Here is a 22157-nt window from a genome sequence, read left to right on the forward strand (position 1 = left end):
AATTCAGCGAAGCGTTTACAGACGGCCCAGATCGTTGATCAAGGCAAGTAACATCACCCCGACCACCAAGCTGATACCGATCTGCATTCCCCAACCCTGCACCCGATCCGACAAGGGGCGACCACGCACCCACTCGATCAGATAAAACAACAAATGTCCCCCATCCAGTACAGGTATGGGCAACAAATTCAGAACCCCGAGGCTGATACTCAGATAAGCCAGGAAATTCAGGAAATCAGCAACACCCGACTGGGCAGAAGCGCCCGCCACTTTAGCAATGGTTATCGGTCCACTCAAGTTTTTTACCGAGAGCTCGCCGAACAACATTTTCTTGAGTGAGTCGAGCGTCAATATGCTCATGGTCCAGGTGCGTTTGGCCCCCTCCCCGATTGCCGCGAGCGGGCCATAGCTGACTTCACGGATCATCGATGGTGGCCAGTCGACACCTTTGACGCCGGCCCCCAGATAACCGGTTGCTGCCTTGCCTTCGCCACGCGCAGCCAGCGTGACCGGAATCTCTACCGGCACACCGTCGCGCTCGACATGCAAAACAATACGGGCTTGCGGATGTACCCGCACCCAGTCCACGACCTGCTGCCAGTCCTTGACCGGCTGATCGTCGATGGCCAGCAGCTTGTCACCGGTTTTAAGCCCGGCAGCCTGGGCAGGGCCTTTAGGGTCGAGTTCTGCCAGAACGGCTGGCAACTCGGGACGCCATGGGCGAATCCCCAACGACTTGATCGGATCCGGCTCATCAGCGCCCTTGAGCCAGTCTTTCAATACCAACTGACGGGACGTTTCAGCCGTTGTACCCGGCTCACGCACCACCACCTGCAACGAACCGCTTTCGCCCAGACGGCGAACCAGCTGCAGGTTGACGTTTGACCAGCCCGTGGTTGGCTCGCCATCGATGGAGACGATTTCCTGACCGGCAGTCAGCCCGGCCTGAGCCGCCAGGCTGCCGCTTTCCACTGCACCGATGACCGGCCGCACCTGCTGGCTGCCCATCATTGCCAGCACCCAGAAGAACGCCATGGCCAACATGAAGTTGGCAATTGGCCCGGCCGCAACGATGGCAATGCGCTGCCCTACGGTCTTGCGGTTGAACGATTGATCGCGCTGCTCGGCGGGCACTTCGCCTTCGCGCTCATCGAGCATCTTGACGTAGCCACCCAACGGAATGGCAGCAACTACAAACTCGGTGCCCTGGCGGTCATGCCAGCGAAGCAGAGGCGTACCGAAGCCCACGGAGAAGCGCAGAACCTTGACGCCACAACGGCGCGCCACCCAAAAGTGACCGAATTCATGAAAAGTGACCAGCACACCCAATGCCACCAGGGTGCCAACAATCATATAGAGCGCACTCATCTACTTTCTCCGCGATTCTGTCCGGTTCCGGCTCACATCACTTTCAGCCGTTACGACTCAACCACTGTTCAGCCAGCATCCGGGCTTTGCTATCTGCGGCAAATACCGCTTCCAATTCGTCGACGGCCACAACGGGCTCGCTGTTCAATACGTCTTCGATAATACGCGCGATCTGCGGATAACGGATTCGCCCGTCCAAAAAGGCGGCCACGGCAACTTCGTTTGCCGCATTGAGCATCGCTGGCGCGCTATTGCCCGCCATGGCAGCCTCGCGAGCCAGACGCAAACAAGGGAAGCGTTGCTCGTCAGGGCGCTGGAAGTCCAGCCGCGCCACTGCAAACAGGTCCAACGGCGCAACACCCGAGTCAATCCGCTCAGGCCAGGCCAGGGCATTGGCAATCGGCGTACGCATATCGGGGTTGCCCAACTGGGCCAGCACCGAGCCATCCACATAATCGACCAGCGAGTGAATCACGCTTTGCGGATGGATCACCACCTCGACCTGTTCCGGGCGCGCATCAAACAGCCAGCAGGCCTCGATCAGCTCCAGGCCTTTGTTCATCATGCTGGCCGAATCTACCGAAATCTTGCGCCCCATCGACCAATTGGGATGAGCACAGGCTTGATCCGGCGTGACATGCTCAAGCTCTGCCAGCGGCGTCTCACGGAATGGACCACCAGAGGCTGTCAGCAAAATCCGACGAACACCGACATTACCCAGGCCACGGGAAAAGTCCCGGGGCAAGCACTGGAAAATCGCGTTGTGTTCGCTGTCGATGGGCAGCAATACCGAACCGCTGCGACGCACGGCCTGCATAAACAGGTCGCCGGTCATCACCAACGCTTCTTTGTTGGCCAGCAGGATCTTCTTGCCGGCATTGACCGCCGCCAGTGTCGGGCGCAGGCCTGCGGCACCGACAATTGCCGCCATCACCGAATCCACTTCAGGAGCCGACGAAACCTGACACAAGCCCTCCTCACCTACCAACACCTCGGTATTGAGCCCGGCTGCGCGCAAATCCGCCTGTAACTGGCTGGCAGCACGCTCATCCGGCACCACGGCAACCTGCGGCCGGTGCTTGATGCACAAGGCCAGCAGTTCGGCGAGACGGCTGTAGCCTGTCAGGGCAAAGGCCTGATAGCGGTCAGGGTGACGCGCAATAACATCCAGGGTGCTCAGGCCAATGGAACCCGTAGCCCCCAGAACAGTAATCTGTTGTGGACGGTTCATGAAGCCGCCATCCACAGCAATACAGCAAATACCGGGATCGCCGCCGTCAGGCTGTCGATACGATCCAGTACACCACCATGGCCCGGCAGCAGGTTACTGCTGTCTTTGACCCCGGCCTGGCGTTTGAACATGCTTTCCGTGAGGTCGCCCACCACCGAAATCAGGACGATCACAGCAGCGCCCAGCAGTGCAACAAACATCTGCGAAGCGCTCCAGTCACGCACTATACCCACGACCGCGGTGATCAGCAGGCTGAGCAACAGACCGCCAAATACACCTTCCCAGCTTTTGCCCGGGCTGACCTTGGGGGCAAGCTTGCGCTTGCCGAATTTGCGCCCGGAAAAATAGGCACCAATATCTGCGCCCCATACCAGAACCATCACCGCCATGATCAGCCAGTTGCCCAGCGGCATCGCCTTGATCAGGACCAGCCCTTGCCAGGCCGGCAGCAGGATCAACAGACCGATCACCAGCCTGGCCGCCATACTCGACCAGTGCGCAGCCGATTGCGGAAAGGTCAGCACCAGAAAGGTCGCTGTCGCCCACCACAACACCGCCGCGCCCAGCACCCAGGGCGCCAGATCGGGGAATATATGCAGCCCCAACAGCAGCGCGGCCACTACTACAGCAAACAGCACCCGTGCACCTTGCGCCTCAAAGCCGGCAAGACGCGCCCACTCCCAGGCACCCAGGGTCACGACCAGGCCAATAAACAGCGCAAAGCCGCTGCCCTCGAGCAGGAAAAAGCCACACAAGGCAATTGGCAGCAAGATAAGTGCAGTGATGATTCTTTGTTTAAGCATTAAATCCGGGCTCCAGCCTCAACCTGCTCGCTCGTTTTACCGAAGCGGCGCTGGCGAGAAGCGAAATCAGCCAATGCGTGCTGCATGGCCTCGTGTTTGAAGTCCGGCCAGAACAGGTCGGAGAAGTACAACTCGGAATAGGCCAGCTGCCACAGCAAGAAATTGCTGATGCGGTGCTCGCCACCGGTGCGGATACACAGATCGGGCAATGGCAGATCACCCGTTACCAAACAGGTTTGCAGCAAACCCGGAGTGATATCCTCCGGCTGCAAGTGCCCTGTCTGGACTTGACGCGCCAACTGCTGCGCGGCCTGCGCGATATCCCACTGGCCACCGTAATTGGCGGCAATCTGCAAGACAAAGCGGCCTTCGCCCACTGTCATTGCTTCCGCTTCACGCATCGCCTTTTGCAAATCGGGATGAAAGCGCGAGCGGTCGCCAATGATCCGCAGGCTGATCTCGTTTTCGTTGAGGCGCTTGGCCTCACGACGCAGCGCCCTGAAAAACAGGTCCATCAAGGCACTGACTTCAGCGGCGGGCCGCTGCCAGTTTTCACTGGAAAACGCGAACAGGGTCAGTACCTCGACCCCGGCTCCGGCACACACTTCAATGACCGCGCGAACTGCATCCACACCCGCTTTATGCCCGGCAACACCTGGCAGAAAGCGTTTTTTTGCCCAGCGATTATTACCGTCCATGATGATCGCGACATGTCGCGGAACAGATGACGGGTCAGCCTGCTTCGTCTTTTCCATAAAACGCCCTGACCCTTATACGGCCATCAGGTCCGCTTCTTTCTGCTTGGTGGCAACTTCGATATCCGCCACGGCCTTGTCGGTCAGCTTCTGGATATCATCAGCAGCACGACGCTCTTCGTCTTCGCTGATTTCCTTTTCCTTGACCAGGTCTTTCAATTGGCTCAAGGCGTCGCGACGGATATTGCGCACGGCAATACGGGCATCTTCAGCTGCATCACGGGCCTGCTTGGCGAAAACCTTGCGGGTTTCTTCAGTCAGGGCCGGCATGGAGATCAGCAGCAGCTCACCCAGGTTGGTCGGGTTCAGGTTCAGACCGGCGCTCTGGATGGCCTTGTCGACTGCGCCCAGCATGTTGCGCTCGAACGCTACAACTTGAAGGGTGCGAGAGTCTTTAACGGTGATGTTGGCGACCTGGCTGATCGGAGTATCCGAGCCATAGTAAGGCACCATCACGCTGCCCAGAATGCTCGGGTGAGCCTTGCCGGTACGGATCTGGCCAAATGCATGGGCCAGGGATTCCAGCGACTTCTGCATACGCGTTTGAGCGTCTTTCTTGATTTCGTTGATCATTGTTGACCTTCCTCGATCAGAGTACCTTCAGCGCCGCCATGGACAATATTAAGCAGGGCGCCGGGCTTGTTCATATTAAATACACGCAATGGCATTTTGTGGTCGCGGCACAGACAGATGGCCGTCAGGTCCATAACACCCAGTTTGCGATCCAGTACTTCATCGTAAGTCAGATGATCGAACTTCTCGGCATGCGGGTCTTTGAATGGATCTGCGGTGTACACGCCGTCAACCTTGGTTGCCTTGAGCACGACATCAGCGTCGATTTCAATGGCACGCAAGCATGCTGCCGAATCCGTCGTGAAGAAAGGATTACCGGTGCCTGCAGCGAAAATCACCACATCCTTGGCATTCAGGTGGCGCATGGCCTTGCGACGATCGTAATGATCGGTCACACCAACCATGGAAATGGCCGACATAACGATGGCGGAGATATTCGCACGTTCCAGCGCATCGCGCATGGCCAGGGCGTTCATCACGGTAGCCAGCATGCCCATATGGTCGCCAGTCACACGATCCATACCGGCGGCGCTCAATGCAGCACCACGGAACAGGTTGCCACCACCAATCACCAGTCCTACCTGAACGCCGATGCCGACCAGTTGGCCCACTTCCAGCGCCATGCGGTCGAGCACCTTGGGATCGATCCCGAACTCTTCAGAGCCCATCAGGGCTTCGCCGCTTAGCTTGAGTAGAATGCGTTTATAGCGAGCTTGATAACCACTGCCCTGCTGAGCCATTGCGAATCTCTCCTGCCGCGTTTTATAGATAATCTGTGCGAGGTCATTTTTCAACCCGCGCTTGTTCTAGCTGTGGCACTGCACAGCAGCACCATCGGAACACGATTTTGCAAACCGGTTCCGCCGAGAAGGAAAAATCCCCTCCCATTTGAAAAGAGGCTGCGCGCGTGAGCGGGCAGCCTCTTCGGGTCGACAGTTTAGAACCGTCTTATTGCTTGCTTGCAGCCACTTGAGCAGCAACTTCAGCAGCGAAGTCGTCAACTGGCTTCTCGATGCCATCACCTACTTTGAAGTAAGTGAAGGAAACGATTTCAGCGCCGGCTTTCTTGGCCAGATCGCCGACCTTGATTTCCGGGTTCTTGACGAACGCTTGCTCAACCAGGCTGGCTTCAGCCAGGAACTTGCTGATACGACCGGCAACCATTTTTTCAACGATTTCGGCTGGCTTGCCTTTGATCTTGTCTTCGTTGAGGCTCATGAACACGGTTTTTTCGCGTTCGATGGCATCAGCGGAAACTTGCGAAGGCAGCAGGAACTCAGGGTTGCTTGCAGCTACGTGCATGGCGATGTCACGAGCCAGCTCAGCGTTGCCGCCTTTCAGAGCTACAACAACACCGATCTTGTTGCCGTGCAGGTAAGCATCAACAACGTCACCTTCGATGCGGGCCAGACGACGGATGTTGACGTTCTCGCCTACTTTACCAACCAGAACCAGACGATCAGCTTCTTGAGCAGCGATCAGCGGAGCTGCGTCGGTCAGTTTGTCAGCGAACGCTTTTTCAACGCTGTCAGCAACGAATTTTTTGAAGTCGTCTTGCAGAGCCAGGAAGTCGGTTTGCGAGTTGACTTCAAGAATTACAGCCGACTTGTTGTCGTCTGCAACTTTAACTGCGATAGCGCCTTCAGCAGCAACGTTACCTGCTTTTTTGGCTGCCTTGATGGCGCCCGAAGCACGCATGTCATCAATGGCTTTTTCGATGTCGCCGCCAGCCTTGGTCAAGGCTTTCTTGCAGTCCATCATGCCTTCGCCAGTACGCTCACGCAGTTCTTTAACCAACGCTGCAGTAATCTCTGCCATTTCAAAATTCCTCTTGGATAGGTTTTCAACCATTCCACCCGACCGAACGGGCGTTCAATTCGTTTGAAGCGCACCCCGAATCAACCGTGCAGGTCGCCATCTGATACAGATACAACAAACAGGGTTACAACAAATGGATTTCGAGGTGGCAAAAAGGGGGCCAAGCCCCCTTTTTGCGTACTGAGTAAACGCTAGGCGTTAATTACTCAGCCTTCAACTACCGCTGCAGCTGGAGCTTCTTCGACGAAAACGTCGGTGCCGCCAGCAACGTGGTTACGGCCTTTGATCACAGCATCAGCCATCGCACCCATGTACAGCTGGATAGCGCGGATTGCGTCATCGTTACCCGGGATGATGTAGTCAACACCTTCTGGGCTGCTGTTGGTATCGACAACGCCGATTACCGGGATACCCAACTTGTTAGCTTCGGTGATCGCGATACGCTCGTGGTCAACGTCGATAACGAACAGAGCGTCTGGCAGACCGCCCATGTCCTTGATACCACCCAGGCTACGATCCAGCTTCTGCAGATCGCGAGTGCGCATCAGCGCCTCTTTCTTGGTCAGCTTGGCGAAAGTACCGTCTTCTGCCTGGATTTCAAGGTCACGCAGACGCTTGATCGAAGCACGAATGGTTTTGAAGTTGGTGAGCATGCCGCCCAACCAGCGGTGATCCACGTACGGCGAACCGCAACGTGCTGCTTCTTCAGCAACGATCTTGCCAGCGGAACGCTTGGTGCCGACGAACAGAATCTTGTTTTTGCCCTGGGCCAGGCGCTCAACGAAAGTCAGAGCTTCGTTGAACATTGGCAGGGTTTTTTCAAGGTTGATGATGTGGATCTTGTTACGCGCGCCAAAGATGTATTTACCCATCTTCGGGTTCCAGTAACGGGTTTGGTGACCGAAGTGCACACCGGCCTTCAGCATATCGCGCATGTTGACTTGGGACATGATAGTTCCTTAATAAGTCGGGTTAGGCCTCCACGTATCCCAACGACCAACCAGCAGCTTCAAAGCTGAAGGCACCCAGGTCATCGTGTCGACACGTGTGTGGGTTTGTGCTCTGCGGGCTATACCCGCAAAGCGGCGCATTTTATACCACAAGATGCATTAAAAACGAAGTGTGAATTCAGACTTTATTGCTAAAGCGTTGCCCTGCAAGGGCTTACGCCTGGCTTGCTCTTGCTTCTTGTCCAACAATACCACTTCCACCAGCAAAATATTCCAAACACCGAGCAAGCCCATAACAGCGTCGGAGCCAGACGGCCGCACAACACAACAAGTCTGACACCTGGGCCAGGGCCGCTTCTGAATTGACCGAACAGGCCGGCCGGTCGGCCGCCTCGGGGCGCTGTGCACTTGATCTGCCCGCCCCTTCGGGAGGCCGAGAGGAGGTTATGGGGAGTGGGTCGACCGGCATGGATGCCGGGAGAGCCGCGATGGGCCATGGATGGCCCGTGGCGGCGGGCCCACGGAGCAGAGCCGGAGCGAGGGAACCTGAGCGCAGCGAAGGCCGTACGATGGGGCGAGGACCTTTTGGTTCCTTTTGGGTCCTTCCAAAAGGGACTCGACGTAAGGTCGAAACCATAGTCTCAGTTAGACACAAATGCTGGATATGTACGCGCAATGCCATTTAAAACTACCGAGTACATACCTATTCGGCCTCACGAAGGGCGAAAAAATCAAAAGCGCGGGCTTCGGCCGCTTACCTTATTCGCGCGGGGCCTTGGAATAGAACCAGGATGCTCCTATCTATTAAGAGAAGCGATGGCTACAGGCCCACGACTAACGCCGACCGTCTGTTAGAATCGTACTTTTATGACGGCGTGCCGCGATTCACAGCACGCCCGCAATCCTGATGATGAGCGCCAACGCGCGAAGAGAGCCCGAATGACCGTCACCCTCAAAACCCCAGAGGACATCGCAAAAATGCGTATCGCCGGCAAACTGGCCGCCGAAGTCCTGGAAATGATCGCCGAGTACGTAAAACCCGGCGTCACCACTGAAGAGCTGGATCGCATCTGCCATGACTATATCGTCAATGTGCAAAAGGCCATCCCTGCCCCGCTCAACTATAAAGGCTTTCCCAAGTCGATCTGCACCTCGATCAATCACGTGGTATGCCACGGCATCCCGGGCGACAAGGTGTTGAAGGACGGCGACACCCTGAACATCGACGTCACCGTGATCAAGGACGGCTACCACGGCGACACCAGCCGCATGTTCCACGTCGGCAAGGTTCCGGTATGGGCCGAGCGCCTGTCGCAAGTGACCCAGGAATGCATGTACAAGGCTATCGAAATCGTTAAACCGGGCTGCCGCCTGGGCGATATCGGCGAAGTGATCCAGAAGCACGCTGAAAAGAACGGTTTTTCTGTAGTACGCGAGTTCTGCGGCCACGGTATCGGCAAGGTATTCCACGAAGAGCCGCAGATCCTGCACTACGGCCGCGCTGGCACCGGTATGGAGCTCAAGGCCGGCATGACTTTCACCATCGAGCCGATGATCAATCAGGGCAAGGCCGACACCAAGGTGCTGGGCGACGGCTGGACCGCCATCACCAAGGACCGCAAGCTGTCTGCCCAGTGGGAACACACCCTGCTGGTCACCGACACCGGTTACGAAATTTTCACCCTGCGCAGCGATGACACCATCCCCCGCGTTTCGGCCTGAAACTTGCGTGTTTTCACCGTTTAGCCCGTAAAACCCAGCACAGGAATGCCAATCGATGCCGCAGGTGGATCCAGAACTTTTTGACCGCGGCCAGTTCCAGGCCGAGCTGGCATTAAAGGCGAGCCCCATTGCCGCTTTCAAAAAGGCGATCCGCCAGGCTCGGGAGGTACTCGACGAACGCTTCAAAAAGGGGCGTGATATTCGCCGCCTGATCGAAGACCGTGCATGGTTCGTCGACAACATCCTGCAACAGGCGTGGGACCAGTTCAGCTGGAGCGCTGAGGCCGACATCGCGCTGGTCGCCGTCGGCGGCTATGGCCGCGGCGAGTTGCACCCTTATTCCGATATCGATTTGCTGATACTGCTGGACAACGCAGATCACGAAGTTTTCCGTGATTCCATTGAGCGTTTTCTGACACTTCTATGGGACATAGGCCTAGAAGTAGGTCAGAGCGTGCGCTCGGTGGATGAGTGCGCAGAGCAGGCCCGCGCCGACCTGACCATCATCACCAACTTGATGGAAAGCCGCACCGTGGCGGGCCCCGAGCATTTGCGTCAGCGCATGCTGGACGTCACCAGCACCGCCCACATGTGGCCCAGCAAGGAGTTTTTCCTGGCCAAGCGCGCCGAGCAAAAGGCCCGCCACCACAAGTACAACGACACCGAGTACAACCTGGAGCCTAACGTCAAGGGTTCGCCCGGCGGCCTGCGTGATATCCAGACCATTTTGTGGGTAGCCCGCCGCCAGTACGGCACCCTGAATTTGCGCGCCCTTGCCGGCGAAGGCTTTCTGGTAGAAAGCGAGCACGCCCTGCTGGCCTCGTCCCAGGAATTTTTGTGGAAGGTGCGCTACGCCCTGCACATGCTTGCCGGGCGTGCCGAAGACCGTCTGCTGTTCGACCACCAGCGCAGCATCGGCGAACTGCTCGGCTTTGCCGGCGAAGACGCCAAGCAGACCATCGAAAATTTCATGCAGCAGTACTACCGGGTGGTCATGAGCATTGCCCAGCTCAGCGACCTGATCATCCAGCACTTCGAAGAGGTGATCCTCGCTCCCGAGGACGAAGCGCCGCCAACCCCGTTGAACTCGCGCTTCCAGTTGCACGATGGCTATATCGAAGCCACCAGCGACCACGTGTTCAAGCGCACCCCCTTCGCCATGCTGGAAATCTTCCTGCTGATGGCACAGCACCCCGAGATCAAGGGCGTGCGGGCCGACACCATCCGCCTGCTACGCGAACATCGCTACCTGATCGACGAAGATTTCCGCAAAGACATCCGCAACACCAGCCTGTTTATCGAACTGTTCAAGTGCAAGATCGGCATCCACCGCAACCTGCGCCGGATGAACCGTTACGGCATCCTGGGCCGTTACCTGCCCGAGTTTGGTTTTATCGTCGGGCAAATGCAGCATGACCTGTTCCACATTTATACGGTCGATGCCCACACCCTGAACCTGATCAAACACCTGCGTAAGCTGCAATACACCCAGGTATCGGAGAAATTCCCGCTCGCCAGCAAGTTGATGGCCAAGCTGCCCAAGCCCGAGCTGATCTACCTGGCCGGGCTGTACCACGATATCGGCAAGGGCCGCCACGGCGACCATTCCGAAATCGGTGCCGTGGATGCAGAAGCGTTCTGCATCCGTCATCAGTTGCCGCAGTGGGACACGCGCCTGATCGTGTGGCTGGTACAAAACCACCTGGTGATGTCCACCACCGCCCAGCGCAAGGACCTGTCCGACCCGCAGGTCATCCATGATTTTGCCCAGATTGTGGTGGACGAAACCCACCTCGACTACCTCTATGTGCTGACTGTCGCCGATATCAACGCCACCAACCCGACGCTGTGGAATTCCTGGCGCGCCAGCCTGTTGCGCCAGCTCTACACCGAGACCAAGCGTGCCTTGCGTAGAGGCCTGGAAAACCCGGTGGACCGCGAAGAACAGATCCGCCAGACGCAAAGTGCGGCGCTGGATATTCTGGTGCGCGGGGGTACCGACCAGGATGACGTGGAACAGCTCTGGTCACAGCTGGGCGACGACTATTTCCTGCGACACTCCTCTGCCGACGTGGCCCTGCATACCGAAGCCATCCTGCAGCAGCCTGCCGATGGCGGCCCGCTGGTGCTGATCAAGGAAACCACCCAGCGGGAGTTCGAGGGCGGCACGCAGATCTTCATCTATGCACCCGACCAGCACGACTTCTTCGCCGTGACAGTGGCCGCCATGGACCAGCTCAACCTGAACATCCATGACGCACGCATTATCACCTCCAGCAGCCAGTTCACCCTCGACACCTATATCGTGCTCGACAACGATGGCGGCTCGATTGGTAACAACCCGGCGCGTATCGAAAAAATCCGCAAGGGGCTGACCGAAGCCCTGCGCAACCCGGACGACTACCCGACCATCATCCAGCGCCGCGTGCCGCGCCAGCTCAAGCACTTTGCCTTTGCGCCCCAGGTCACGATCCATAACGACGCCCAGCGCCCGGTGACCGTGCTGGAGCTCAGCGCCCCCGACCGCCCGGGCCTGCTGGCTCGCATCGGAATGATCTTTCTGGAGTTTGATCTGTCGCTGCAGAACGCCAAGATTGCCACCCTGGGTGAACGCGTCGAAGACGTCTTTTTCATTACCGATGCAAACAACCAGCCGCTGTCCGACCCGCAGCTGTGCATGCGTTTGCAGGAAGCGATCGTCGAGCAACTGACGGTCAATCAGGATTCAACCCCAGAACCGTGGCGCCTGAGCATTTAACCGCCGCCGAGTGAGACCCGCACCCCATGAACAACGCTCTAAACCAGCTGCAGCCTTACCCGTTCGAAAAATTGCGCGCCCTGCTTGGCAGCGTGCAGCCCAACGCCGACAAGCGCCCGATCGCGCTGTCGATTGGCGAACCCAAGCACCGCTCGCCGGACTTCGTGGCCAAGGCACTGGCTGACAACCTCGACCAGATGGCGGTCTACCCGACCACCCTGGGCATCCCGGCGCTGCGCGAAGCTATCGCCGACTGGGCCGAGCGTCGTTTCAACGTGCCAAAAGGCTGGCTTGACCCGGCGCGCAATATCCTGCCGGTCAACGGCACCCGTGAAGCCCTGTTTGCCTTCACCCAGACCGTGGTCAACCGTGGTGACGACGCTCTGGTGGTGAGCCCGAACCCGTTCTACCAGATCTATGAAGGGGCCGCCTTCCTGGCAGGCGCTCAGCCGTACTACCTGCCGTGCCTGGCCGAGCATGGGTTCAACCCGGATTTCGACGCCGTATCCGTCGACACCTGGAAACGCTGCCAGATCCTGTTCCTGTGCTCGCCGGGTAACCCGACCGGTGCGCTGATCCCGCTTGAAACCCTGAAAAAATTGATCGCACTGGCCGACGAACACGACTTCGTGATCGCCGCAGACGAGTGCTACAGCGAGCTGTACTTCGACGAGAAGACACCACCGGTCGGCCTGCTCAGCGCCTGTGTGGCCCTGGGCCGTGAAGACTTCAAGCGTTGCGTGGTGTTCCACAGCCTGTCCAAGCGCTCCAACCTGCCAGGTTTGCGTTCCGGTTTTGTGGCCGGCGATGCCGACATCCTCAAGGCGTTCCTGCTGTACCGCACGTACCATGGCTGCGCCATGCCGGTACAAACTCAGCTGGCAAGCATTGCCGCCTGGAACGACGAAGACCACGTACGTAGCAACCGTGACCTGTATCGCGAGAAGTTTGATGCGGTGTTGGAGATTTTAACCCCGGTACTGGATGTGCAGCGCCCGGATGGCGGCTTCTACCTGTGGCCCAGGGTTGAAGGCGACGACGCCGAATTCTGCCGCGACCTGTTTGCCCAAGAGCACGTCACCGTAGTGCCGGGCTCTTATCTGTCCCGCGAAGTAGACGGTTTCAACCCCGGCGCTGGTCGCGTACGCATGGCCCTGGTTGCGCCACTGGCTGAGTGCGTGGAAGCCGCCGGGCGGATCCGCGACTTTATTCAGCGTCGCGGCTAAACCGCCCCTGTGGGAGCGGGCTTGCTCGCGATGCAAGCGATGCGGTCTGCCAGACGAACCGCTGCGATGCCATCGCGAGCAAGCCCGTTCCCACATAAAGCTGGGTTATTTCACCGTTCCCAGGTTGGCCTCGCTCAAGTCCAGGTCCTTGAGGATTTCGCTCAGGGCGTCGTCGCCGATTTCGTGATGGCGGCGCAAGCTGTACAGTTCCAGCCGCTGCGCCCGCAGTGCCTTGAGCCGCAAACGGCTTTCCAGCTGGTCCATTTGCGAAGCCAGTGCCTGGGCCTCCGCCGAGTCGTTGTACACCTCAAGCTGATGCCGGTACTCAGACATGATCCGCGCCTTTAGCTCAGCCGCCAGAGCCGCCTGGGCCGCATCCTGCTGACCATCGGCCTCCACCACCTCTTCTGCTTCCAGCGCGTGAATCGCCGCTTCTGCGGTGCGCCGCCAGGCTTCGCGCACTTCTTTGCGCATGGCATCGTCCGGGCTTTTTGGAATACCGCGCAACAACACCGGCAAGGCGATGCAGGCCGCCACCAGCGATAGCAAGATCACCCCGGCAGCAATAAAGATCAGCAAATCACGCTCAGGAAAATTCAAACCCTCGCTGACCAGCAGCGGTACCGACATCACGCCCGCCAGGGTCACCGCACCGCGTACCCCGCCCACGGTCAGCAGCCAGCAGGAGCGGGCTGTCGGCACCATCGTCAGCTCGCCCTTGCCACGCCAGCGGCGCAACAGGCCGGACAGCCGCCAGATGCTCTGCACCCAGATGAAGCGCAGCGCCAGCAGCACCAGGAAAATCGCCACCACATCCAGGCAGCGATACATCAAGGTCGGCCACAGAGTCGTTTCGTGGCTGACCACCGCCTTGATGATGTCCGGCAATTGCAGGCCCAACAGCAAAAAGATCAACCCGTTGAAGGCAAACTCCAGCAGCGACCACACACTGCGATTAAGCAGGCGGGTGCTGGTCTGACGCGGCAACAGGTCCAGCCAGCTCTGCATCATCCCCGCCGCCACCGCCGACAGGATGCCCGAAGCCCCCAAGCGTTCGGCCAGTACATAGGCGGCAAAAGGCAGCAGCAACATAAACACCACATGGGTGGCCGGGTCATCCCAGCCACGGGCGATCATCCACGCGCGCAAACGCCCCACCAGCCAGCTCAGGGCGACGCCAATGGCCAGCCCGCCACAGGCCACCAAGATGAAGGTCAGGCTGGCATTGGCCAGGGAAAACACCCCGGTAATGGCAGCCACCAGGGCGAACTTGAAGGTCACCAGGCCCGTGGCGTCATTCATCAGCGCCTCGCCTTGCAGCATGTGCATCAAGGGTGCGGGCAAGCGATTCTGTGCAATGGCCGATACCGCCACCGCATCAGTGGGTGACAGTACTGCTGCCAGGGCAAATGCCACCGGCAAGGGGATGGTCGGCAACAGCCAATGGATGAAATAACCCGCACCCACCACCGTAAACAAAACCAGCCCTACTGCCAGGGTCAGAATCGGCCCGCGCAGGCGCCAGAACTCACGCTTGGGCATGCGCCAGCCATCCGAGAACAGCAGCGGCGGCAAGAACAGAAACAGGAACAGCTCAGGTTCCAGCGCCACATGCAGGCCCAGTGTCGGCCAGGCCAGTACGGCACCGGCGGCAATCTGCACCAGCGGCAAAGGCAGAGGTATGACACGCCCCAACAGACGCGAAATCCCCACCAGCATCAGCAGGATAAGGACGGTATAGGCGGTTTGCATATCAGCAGAGTTCCCGAACGATCAGTTTTAAACTAAATAAATAGCAACAATTTCCCATTGCGCTCCATAGTAGCGTCTAACCGTAAAAGCCGAGCCTGAACAAAAGTAGCAGTGCGACGACATGTCACAAGTCTGTGCCAAGCTCGCAGCCAATCACGCCCAAGGGCGCTGCGCATGGCATAATCCGCGACTGCTCATTTACCGCATCTCCAAAGGGGGGGCAATTTCCGTGACCGATTCAAGCAAGACGTTGCACCTTTTCGGCATCAAAGCCTGCGACACCATGAAAAAGGCTCGCACCTGGCTCGATGAACATGCAGTGCACTACGATTTCCATGACTACAAAAGCAGCGGCATTGACCGTGAACACCTTACCCGCTGGTGCAATGAGCACGGCTGGGAAGTGGTGCTCAACCGCGCCGGTACAACCTTTCGCAAGCTCGACGACGAATGCAAAGCCGATCTCGACCAAGCCAAAGCCATTGAACTGATGCTCGCCCAACCCTCGATGATCAAGCGCCCGGTGCTCGATCTCGGTGACAAAACCCTGATTGGCTTCAAGCCAGATCTTTATGCGGCGGCCCTTCTGTAAGCGCCCGCCCATTTATTTTTGTAAGAGGTAATTGCATGTCTACTACCCTGTTCAGCGCAGCCTTCGGCGTCGGCACCCAAAACCGCCAAGGCGCATGGCTGGAAGTGTTCTACGCACAACCCCTGGTCAATCCATCGGCCGAGCTGATTGCAGCCATCGCACCGATTCTGGGCTACACCGGTGGCAATCAGGCAATCACCTTTACTACCGCCCAAGCCGCACAGATGGCTGAAGCCGCCAAACCGGTCGACGCCGCCCAGGCTGCCCTGCTGACCCGCCTGGCCGAAAGCCACAAGCCGCTGGTTGCCACCCTGCTGGCCGAAGACGCCACTCTGACCTCGACACCAGAGGCCTACCTCAAGCTGCACCTGCTGTCCCATCGCCTGGTCAAGCCCCACGGCCTGAGCCTGGCGGGCGTGTTCCCGCTGCTGCCAAACGTGGCATGGACCAGCCAGGGCGCCATCGATCTGGGCGAACTGGCCGAGCGTCAACTCGAAGCGCGCCTGCGTGGCGATCTGCTGGAAGTGTTCTCGGTCGACAAGTTCCCGAAAATGACCGACTACGTGGTTCCGGCCGGTGTGCGCATCGCTGATGCGGCGCGTATTCGCCTGGGCGCCTACGTCGGCGAAGGCACCACCGTGATGCACGAAGGTTTCGTCAACTTCAACGCTGGTACCGAAGGCCCGGGCATGATCGAAGGCCGTGTATCGGCAGGCGTGTTTGTCGGCAAAGGTTCGGACCTGGGCGGCGGTTGCTCGACCATGGGCACCCTGTCGGGTGGTGGCAACATCGTGATCAAGGTCGGCGAAGGCTGCCTGATCGGCGCCAACGCCGGTATCGGCATCCCGCTGGGTGACCGCAACACCGTCGAGTCCGGCCTGTACGTGACCGCAGGTACCAAAGTGGCCCTGCTGGACGAAAACAACCAGTTGGTCAAAGTGGTCAAGGCCCGTGACCTGGCTGGCCAGCCTGACCTGTTGTTCCGCCGCAACTCGGAAACCGGCGCTGTGGAATGCAAAACCCACAAGTCGGCCATCGAGCTGAACGAAGCACTGCACGCTCACAACTAAGCGTCTGTCTGCAACTGACGGGGCCGGCTTCCGGCCTCGTCAACAGAGCCCGAACACCATGCTTTTGCCTTCTCCCTGGCGCGCTGACTTTCCCGCCATCGCCGCCTTGCAACGTCAGGACCAGACGTATCTGGACAGCGCTGCTACCACGCAAAAACCCCAAGCCCTGCTCGACGCACTGACGCATTACTACGCCAACGGCGCAGCCAATGTACACAGGGCCCAACATCTGCCGGGCGCCCACGCGACCCAGGCATTCGAAAACACCCGCCACAAAGTGACGCAATGGCTCAATGCCGGCGAGTGCGGGCAAATCGTGTTCAGCCACGGCGCCACGTCAGCGCTGAACCTTCTGGCCTACGGCCTGGAGCACCAATTCAATACGGGCGATGACATTGTTATCAGCGCCCTGGAACACCACGCCAATCTGCTGCCATGGCAGCAGCTCGCACAGCGTAAAAAGCTGAATCTGGTGATCTTGCCTCTGGATGCCGACGGCGTGATCGACCTCGTGGCCGCCGCACGCCTGATCACCCCGCGCACCCGCCTGTTGGCCGTAAGCCAGCTATCCAACGTCCTTGGTGTGTGGCAGCCCCTGCCCGAACTGTTGGCGCTGGCCAGGGCACAGAATGCACTGACCGTGGTTGACGGCGCCCAGGGTGTTGTCCACGGTCGCCAGGACGTTCAGGCGCTGGGTTGTGACTTCTATGTGTTTTCCGCCCACAAGCTCTATGGCCCCGACGGGCTGGGCGTGCTGTTTGGCCGTCATGAAGCCCTGGCCCGCTTGCAACACTGGCAGTTTGGCGGCGAGATGGTGCAGGACGCCGACTATCAGCACGCCACCTTTCGCCCGGCACCGCTGGGATTTGAGGCTGGTACCCCGCCGATTGCCAGCGTGATCGGACTGGGGGCAACCCTCAACTATCTGGCCAACCTCAACCAGGGCGCAGTCCAGGCCCACGAAACAGCACTGCACCGATTGCTCGTCGAGGGTTTGCAGCAGCGCCAGGGCATTCGTCTGCTGGGCGCCCCGCAACTGGCCCTGGTCAGTTTTGTAGTCGAGGGCGTCCACAACGCCGATCTGGCCCATCTGCTGACCGAACAGGGGATTGCCGTTCGCGCCGGGCATCATTGCGCCATGCCACTGCTTAAAAGCCTTGGCCTGGCTGGTGCCATCCGTGTTTCGCTGGCGCTGTACAATGACTCAGAAGATCTGGAGCGTTTTTTCCTCGCCCTCGATCAGGCGCTGGAGTTGCTGCAATGACCCTGCCCGCCGACGCCCAGGCGGCGCTCGACAGCTTTGAGCATTGCACCGGCTGGGAACAGCGTGCACGCCTGCTGATGCAATGGGGCCAGCGATTGCCGGAACTCAGCGAGGCCGACAAAACCGACGCCAACCGGGTGCATGGCTGTGAAAGCCAGATGTGGCTGGTGGGCAAACAGGTCGATGGCCAATGGCAGTTTGCGGCCAGCAGTGAAGCGCGACTGATTCGCGGGCTGGTGGCGTTGCTGCTGGTGCGGGTGAACGGCTTGACCACGCAAGAGCTGCTGCAGGTCGATTTGCCAGGATGGTTCGAGCAATTGGGGCTTAGCCGGCAGTTGTCGCCATCGCGCAGCAATGGGCTCAATGCGGTGCTGGTGCGGATGCGGGAATTGGCAGCCTGACCATTGCCGCCCCCTGGGGAAGCGGGCTTGCTCGCGATGCGGGCGATTCGGTTCATCTGAAACACCGCGCCGGTGCTATCGCGAGCAAGGCCGCTCCCACAGGCCAGGTCCGAGGCGAGCCTTATTCCTGTGGTGCAGGCTTTACCTTCTCCGAAGGCCGGCGCACGCCCGCCACGATCTTGTCCACCGCCTTGGTCGCCGCCACCATGCCGAAGGTGGCCGTCACCATCATCACTGCGCCAAACCCGCCAGCACAGTCCAGCTTCACCCCGTCACCGACAAAACTCTTCTGCAGGCAAATGCTGCCGTCCGGCTTTGGGTAGCGCAGCTGCTCGGTGGAGAACACACACGGCACGCTGTAGTGACGGGTCATGGTGCGCGAAAATCCATAATCGCGACGCAAGGTCGAACGCACCTTGGAGGCCAGAGGGTCATTGAAGGTACGGTTCAAGTCACAGACCTGAATCAGCGTCGGGTCAATTTGCCCGCCCGCGCCACCGGTGGTGATGATCTGTATCTTGCGCCGCTTGCACCAGGCAATCAGCGCCGCCTTGGCATTCACACTGTCGATGCAGTCGATCACGCAATCAATATCGGGGGTGATGTAGTCGGCCATGGTTTCGCGCGTCACGAAATCGGCCACCTCATGAACCTTGCAGTCAGGATTGATCTGACGCAGGCGTTCGGCCATCACCTCAACCTTGTCCCGACCAATGGTCGTACTCAAGGCGTGTAACTGGCGGTTGCTGTTGCTAACGCACACGTCATCCAGATCAAACAGCGAAATTTCGCCGACGCCGCAGCGCGCAATCGCTTCCGCTGCCCACGACCCGACGCCGCCTACACCGACGATCGCCACATGCGCCGCCTTCAGTCGCTCAAGGCCTTCCAGCCCATATAACCGGGCTACACCGGCAAAACGTGGATCTTCTGTACTCATGACCAACACCCCAAAAACCGGCGCGCATTATAGGGTTCTTACATTGCATTGAGTATCTTTCCTACAAGCTATGCGACCAAGCCTGCTTTAATAGCCTGCTACGGAAGAAGATAAGAGCTACAACTAATAAAGAAAGAACTTAAGTCGGCTGTAAGTGCCAAACGCCCGACTCAATTCCGTCCGCTATACGATTGGTCAAAGCACAGTGTAGGATGCGCGCCGTTTGGCACCCGCCGACCGATCTTCGTTCCACTCCCTTTGGAACCCGAAATAGTTATGTCATCGCGTAAATTTGGACTCAATCTGGTGGTGGTCCTGGCCATCGCCGCGCTCTTCACAGGCTTCTGGGCGCTGATCAATCGCCCGGTCTCTGCGCCCAACTGGCCCGAGCAAATCTCCGGTTTTTCGTACTCGCCGTTCCAGCAAGGGCAGTACCCACAGAAAGACCAGTACCCGACCGACGACGAAATGCGTCGCGACCTGGAAATCATCAGCAAGCTGACCGACAACATCCGGACTTACTCGGTTGACGGCACCCTGGGCGACATTCCCAAGCTGGCCGAAGAATTCGGCCTGCGCGTGACCATCGGGATCTGGATCAGCCCTGATCTGGAGCGCAACGAGCGGGAAATCCAGAAAGCCATCGAGCTGGCCAACAACTCACGCAGCGTGGTGCGGGTTGTGGTGGGCAACGAAGCCCTGTTCCGCGAAGAAATCACGCCCGAAGACCTGATCGTGCTGCTGGATCGGGTGCGCGCCGCGGTCAAGGTGCCGGTCACCACGTCCGAGCAATGGCATATTTGGGAAAAGTACCCGCAACTGGCCAAGCACGTTGACCTGATCGCCGCGCACATCCTGCCCTACTGGGAATTTATCCCGGTGGATAAGGCCGGCGAATTCGTCCTGGACCGTGCCCGCGACCTGAAAAAAATGTTCCCGAAAAAACCGCTGCTGCTGTCGGAAGTTGGCTGGCCGAGCAATGGCCGCATGCGCGGTGGCGCTGACGCTACCCCGGCCGACCAGGCGATTTATCTGCGTACGTTGGTCAATACCCTCAACCGCCGGGGCTACAACTATTTTGTGATCGAAGCCTTCGACCAGCCGTGGAAGGCCAGCGACGAAGGTTCAGTGGGCGCGTACTGGGGCGTGTACAACGCTGCCCGCCAGCAAAAATTCAATTTTGAAGGGCCGGTGGTGGCGATTCCACAGTGGCGCGTACTGGCCATCGGCTCGGTGGTCATGGGCCTGCTGTCACTGGCACTGCTGCTGATCGACGGTTCCGCCCTGCGCCAGCGTGGCCGCACCTTCCTGACCTTTACCGCTTTCCTCTGCGGCTCGGTGCTGGTGTGGATCGCCTATGACTACAGCCAGCAATACAGCACCTGGTTCAGCCTGACTGTGGGCTTTCTGCTTGGCTTAGGTGCGCTCGGGGTGTTTATCGTGCTGCTCACCGAGGCCCATGAACTGGCCGAAGCAGTATGGATTCGCAAGCGGCGAAGGGAGTTTTTACCGGTAGAAGCCGACGATGCCTACCGTCCGAAAGTCTCGATCCATGTGCCGTGCTACAACGAGCCGCCGGAGATGGTCAAACAGACCCTCGACGCCCTGGCCAACCTCGACTACCCCGATTTCGAAGTGTTGATCATCGACAACAACACCAAGGACCCGGCAGTCTGGGAGCCGGTGCGCGATTACTGCGCCACCCTCGGCCCGCGCTTCAAGTTCTTCCACGTCGCGCCCCTGGCCGGTTTCAAGGGCGGCGCGCTGAACTACCTGATCCCGCATACCGCGCCGGATGCCGAAGTGATTGCCGTGATCGACTCTGATTACTGCGTGGACCGCAACTGGCTCAAGCATATGGTGCCGCACTTTGCCGACCCGAAAATCGCCATCGTGCAATCGCCACAGGACTACCGCGACCAGAACGAAAGCACCTTCAAAAAGCTCTGCTACTCCGAATACAAGGGCTTTTTCCATATCGGCATGGTCACCCGTAACGACCGCGATGCGATCATTCAGCACGGCACCATGACCATGACCCGCCGTTCAGTGCTCGAAGAACTGGGCTGGGCAGACTGGTGCATCTGTGAAGACGCCGAACTGGGCCTGCGGGTATTTGAAAAAGGGTATTCCGCCGCGTATTCCCACAACAGCTATGGCAAGGGCCTGATGCCCGATACCTTTATCGACTTCAAGAAACAGCGATTCCGCTGGGCCTACGGTGCGATTCAGATTATCAAGCGTCACACCTCCAGCCTGTTGCTGGGCAAAGACACGGAGCTGACCCGTGGCCAGCGCTATCACTTCCTCGCAGGCTGGCTGCCATGGGTGGCCGACGGCATGAATATTTTCTTCACTGTCGGTGCCCTGTTGTGGTCGGCGGCGATGATCATCGTGCCAACGCGGGTCGACCCGCCACTGTTGATTTTCGCCATTCCGCCACTGGCGCTATTTGTGTTCAAGGTGGGCAAGATCATTTTCCTGTACCGCCGTGCAGTGGGGGTCAACCTCAAGGACGCCTTCGCCGCGGCACTGGCCGGGCTGGCGTTGTCCCACACCATCGCCAAAGCCGTGCTGTACGGGTTCTTCACCACCAGCATCCCGTTCTTCCGGACGCCTAAAAACGCCGATAACCACGGCTTTTGGGTAGCGATCTCGGAAGCCCGCGAAGAGGTGTTCATCATGCTGCTGCTCTGGGGCGCGGCTGTGGGGATTTTCTTCGTACAAGGCCTGCCGAGCAACGACATGCGTTTCTGGGTGGTGATGCTGCTGGTGCAATCGTTGCCGTATCTGGCAGCGCTGATCATGGCCTTTATGTCTTCGTTGCCTAAACCGGTCGAAGAAGCACAAGAGCAACCCGCTGCATAAATCGACTGCAACCACTAAACGGCGGCCTCTGGCCGCCGTTTTGCTTTAAGATAACCGCCCTTTTGT

The 22157-nt window shown here is 58.8% G+C and carries 18 protein-coding genes; 8 read left to right on the forward strand and 10 right to left on the reverse strand.

Annotation, left to right across the window (positions count from 1 at the left end; all coding sequences use genetic code 11):
* Nucleotides 1-15: 15 nt before the first annotated feature.
* The 8 genes from rseP to rpsB form a co-directional block, all read right to left on the reverse strand.
* On the reverse strand, nt 16-1368 hold the full coding sequence (gene rseP / locus V6L81_RS21215; RefSeq protein WP_095018172.1) for a sigma E protease regulator RseP: 1353 nt from the start codon (nt 1366-1368) through the stop codon (nt 16-18).
* 43 nt (nt 1369-1411) lie between these two features.
* Nucleotides 1412-2599, reverse strand: coding sequence for a 1-deoxy-D-xylulose-5-phosphate reductoisomerase (gene ispC, locus V6L81_RS21220; protein ID WP_095023030.1), 1188 nt, complete (start codon nt 2597-2599; stop codon nt 1412-1414).
* Entirely contained in the window at nt 2596-3402 is an 807-nt protein-coding gene (locus V6L81_RS21225) for a phosphatidate cytidylyltransferase (protein WP_130872020.1), read from the reverse strand. The genes ispC and V6L81_RS21225 overlap by 4 nt, the downstream gene beginning before the upstream one ends.
* Nucleotides 3402-4157 carry a polyprenyl diphosphate synthase gene (uppS, locus tag V6L81_RS21230; protein WP_095001309.1) on the reverse strand — a complete coding sequence of 252 codons (756 nt, stop codon included), beginning with the start codon at nt 4155-4157 and terminating at the stop codon, nt 3402-3404. Before uppS ends, V6L81_RS21225 begins: the two co-directional genes overlap by 1 nt.
* A 15-nt stretch (nt 4158-4172) precedes the next feature.
* A complete protein-coding gene (frr, locus tag V6L81_RS21235) occupies nt 4173-4730 on the reverse strand; it encodes a ribosome recycling factor (RefSeq protein WP_016781983.1) in 558 nt (185 codons plus the stop codon).
* On the reverse strand, nt 4727-5470 hold the full coding sequence (gene pyrH, locus V6L81_RS21240; RefSeq protein ID WP_003440426.1) for a UMP kinase: 744 nt from the start codon (nt 5468-5470) through the stop codon (nt 4727-4729). Before pyrH ends, frr begins: the two co-directional genes overlap by 4 nt.
* A 208-nt stretch (nt 5471-5678) precedes the next feature.
* Nucleotides 5679-6548, reverse strand: coding sequence for a translation elongation factor Ts (gene tsf, locus V6L81_RS21245; RefSeq protein WP_095001308.1), 870 nt, complete (start codon nt 6546-6548; stop codon nt 5679-5681).
* 206 nt (nt 6549-6754) lie between these two features.
* Nucleotides 6755-7498 carry a 30S ribosomal protein S2 gene (gene rpsB, locus V6L81_RS21250; protein WP_016781981.1) on the reverse strand — a complete coding sequence of 248 codons (744 nt, stop codon included), beginning with the start codon at nt 7496-7498 and terminating at the stop codon, nt 6755-6757.
* A gap of 867 nt (nt 7499-8365) precedes the next feature.
* Between rpsB and map the strand changes: the two genes are divergently transcribed.
* Genes map through dapC form a run of 3 tightly spaced genes read left to right on the forward strand, consistent with a single transcriptional unit; the run spans nt 8366 to nt 13204 of the window.
* Entirely contained in the window at nt 8366-9220 is an 855-nt protein-coding gene (map, locus tag V6L81_RS21255) for a type I methionyl aminopeptidase (RefSeq protein WP_095001307.1), read from the forward strand.
* Between the two features lie 55 nt (nt 9221-9275).
* Nucleotides 9276-11978, forward strand: a complete 2703-nt coding sequence (locus V6L81_RS21260) for a [protein-PII] uridylyltransferase (protein ID WP_095001306.1) — start codon at nt 9276-9278, stop codon at nt 11976-11978.
* A gap of 26 nt (nt 11979-12004) precedes the next feature.
* Nucleotides 12005-13204, forward strand: a complete 1200-nt coding sequence (gene dapC, locus V6L81_RS21265; RefSeq protein ID WP_338660314.1) for a succinyldiaminopimelate transaminase — start codon at nt 12005-12007, stop codon at nt 13202-13204.
* 105 nt (nt 13205-13309) lie between these two features.
* Here the strand turns inward: dapC and V6L81_RS21270 are convergent, their stop codons facing one another.
* Nucleotides 13310-14956, reverse strand: a complete 1647-nt coding sequence (locus V6L81_RS21270; protein ID WP_095001304.1) for a Na+/H+ antiporter — start codon at nt 14954-14956, stop codon at nt 13310-13312.
* Between the two features lie 229 nt (nt 14957-15185).
* Between V6L81_RS21270 and V6L81_RS21275 the strand changes: the two genes are divergently transcribed.
* The 4 genes from V6L81_RS21275 to V6L81_RS21290 are packed head-to-tail and all read left to right on the forward strand — an operon-like array spanning nt 15186 to nt 18283.
* Nucleotides 15186-15548 carry an ArsC family reductase gene (locus V6L81_RS21275; RefSeq protein ID WP_338660315.1) on the forward strand — a complete coding sequence of 121 codons (363 nt, stop codon included), beginning with the start codon at nt 15186-15188 and terminating at the stop codon, nt 15546-15548.
* Between the two features lie 35 nt (nt 15549-15583).
* The gene (gene dapD, locus V6L81_RS21280) at nt 15584-16618 is read left to right on the forward strand and encodes a 2,3,4,5-tetrahydropyridine-2,6-dicarboxylate N-succinyltransferase (protein WP_095001303.1); all 1035 of its coding nucleotides are present in this window, start codon (nt 15584-15586) and stop codon (nt 16616-16618) included.
* A 58-nt stretch (nt 16619-16676) separates the two neighbouring features.
* A complete protein-coding gene (locus V6L81_RS21285; protein WP_095038751.1) occupies nt 16677-17882 on the forward strand; it encodes an aminotransferase class V-fold PLP-dependent enzyme in 1206 nt (401 codons plus the stop codon).
* Nucleotides 17879-18283 carry a SufE family protein gene (locus tag V6L81_RS21290; protein ID WP_095001301.1) on the forward strand — a complete coding sequence of 135 codons (405 nt, stop codon included), beginning with the start codon at nt 17879-17881 and terminating at the stop codon, nt 18281-18283. Before V6L81_RS21285 ends, V6L81_RS21290 begins: the two co-directional genes overlap by 4 nt.
* A 121-nt stretch (nt 18284-18404) precedes the next feature.
* On the opposite strand, the gene tcdA is transcribed toward V6L81_RS21290, so the two are convergent.
* Nucleotides 18405-19223, reverse strand: coding sequence for a tRNA cyclic N6-threonylcarbamoyladenosine(37) synthase TcdA (gene tcdA, locus V6L81_RS21295; RefSeq protein WP_095001300.1), 819 nt, complete (start codon nt 19221-19223; stop codon nt 18405-18407).
* Nucleotides 19224-19499: 276 nt separating this feature from the next.
* Between tcdA and V6L81_RS21300 the strand changes: the two genes are divergently transcribed.
* Nucleotides 19500-22091 carry a glycosyltransferase gene (locus V6L81_RS21300; RefSeq protein ID WP_095001299.1) on the forward strand — a complete coding sequence of 864 codons (2592 nt, stop codon included), beginning with the start codon at nt 19500-19502 and terminating at the stop codon, nt 22089-22091.
* Nucleotides 22092-22157 lie beyond the last annotated feature (66 nt).

Origin of the sequence: Pseudomonas bubulae (genome assembly GCF_037023725.1) — a bacterium.
Taxonomy (GTDB): Bacteria; Pseudomonadota; Gammaproteobacteria; order Pseudomonadales; family Pseudomonadaceae; genus Aquipseudomonas; species Aquipseudomonas bubulae.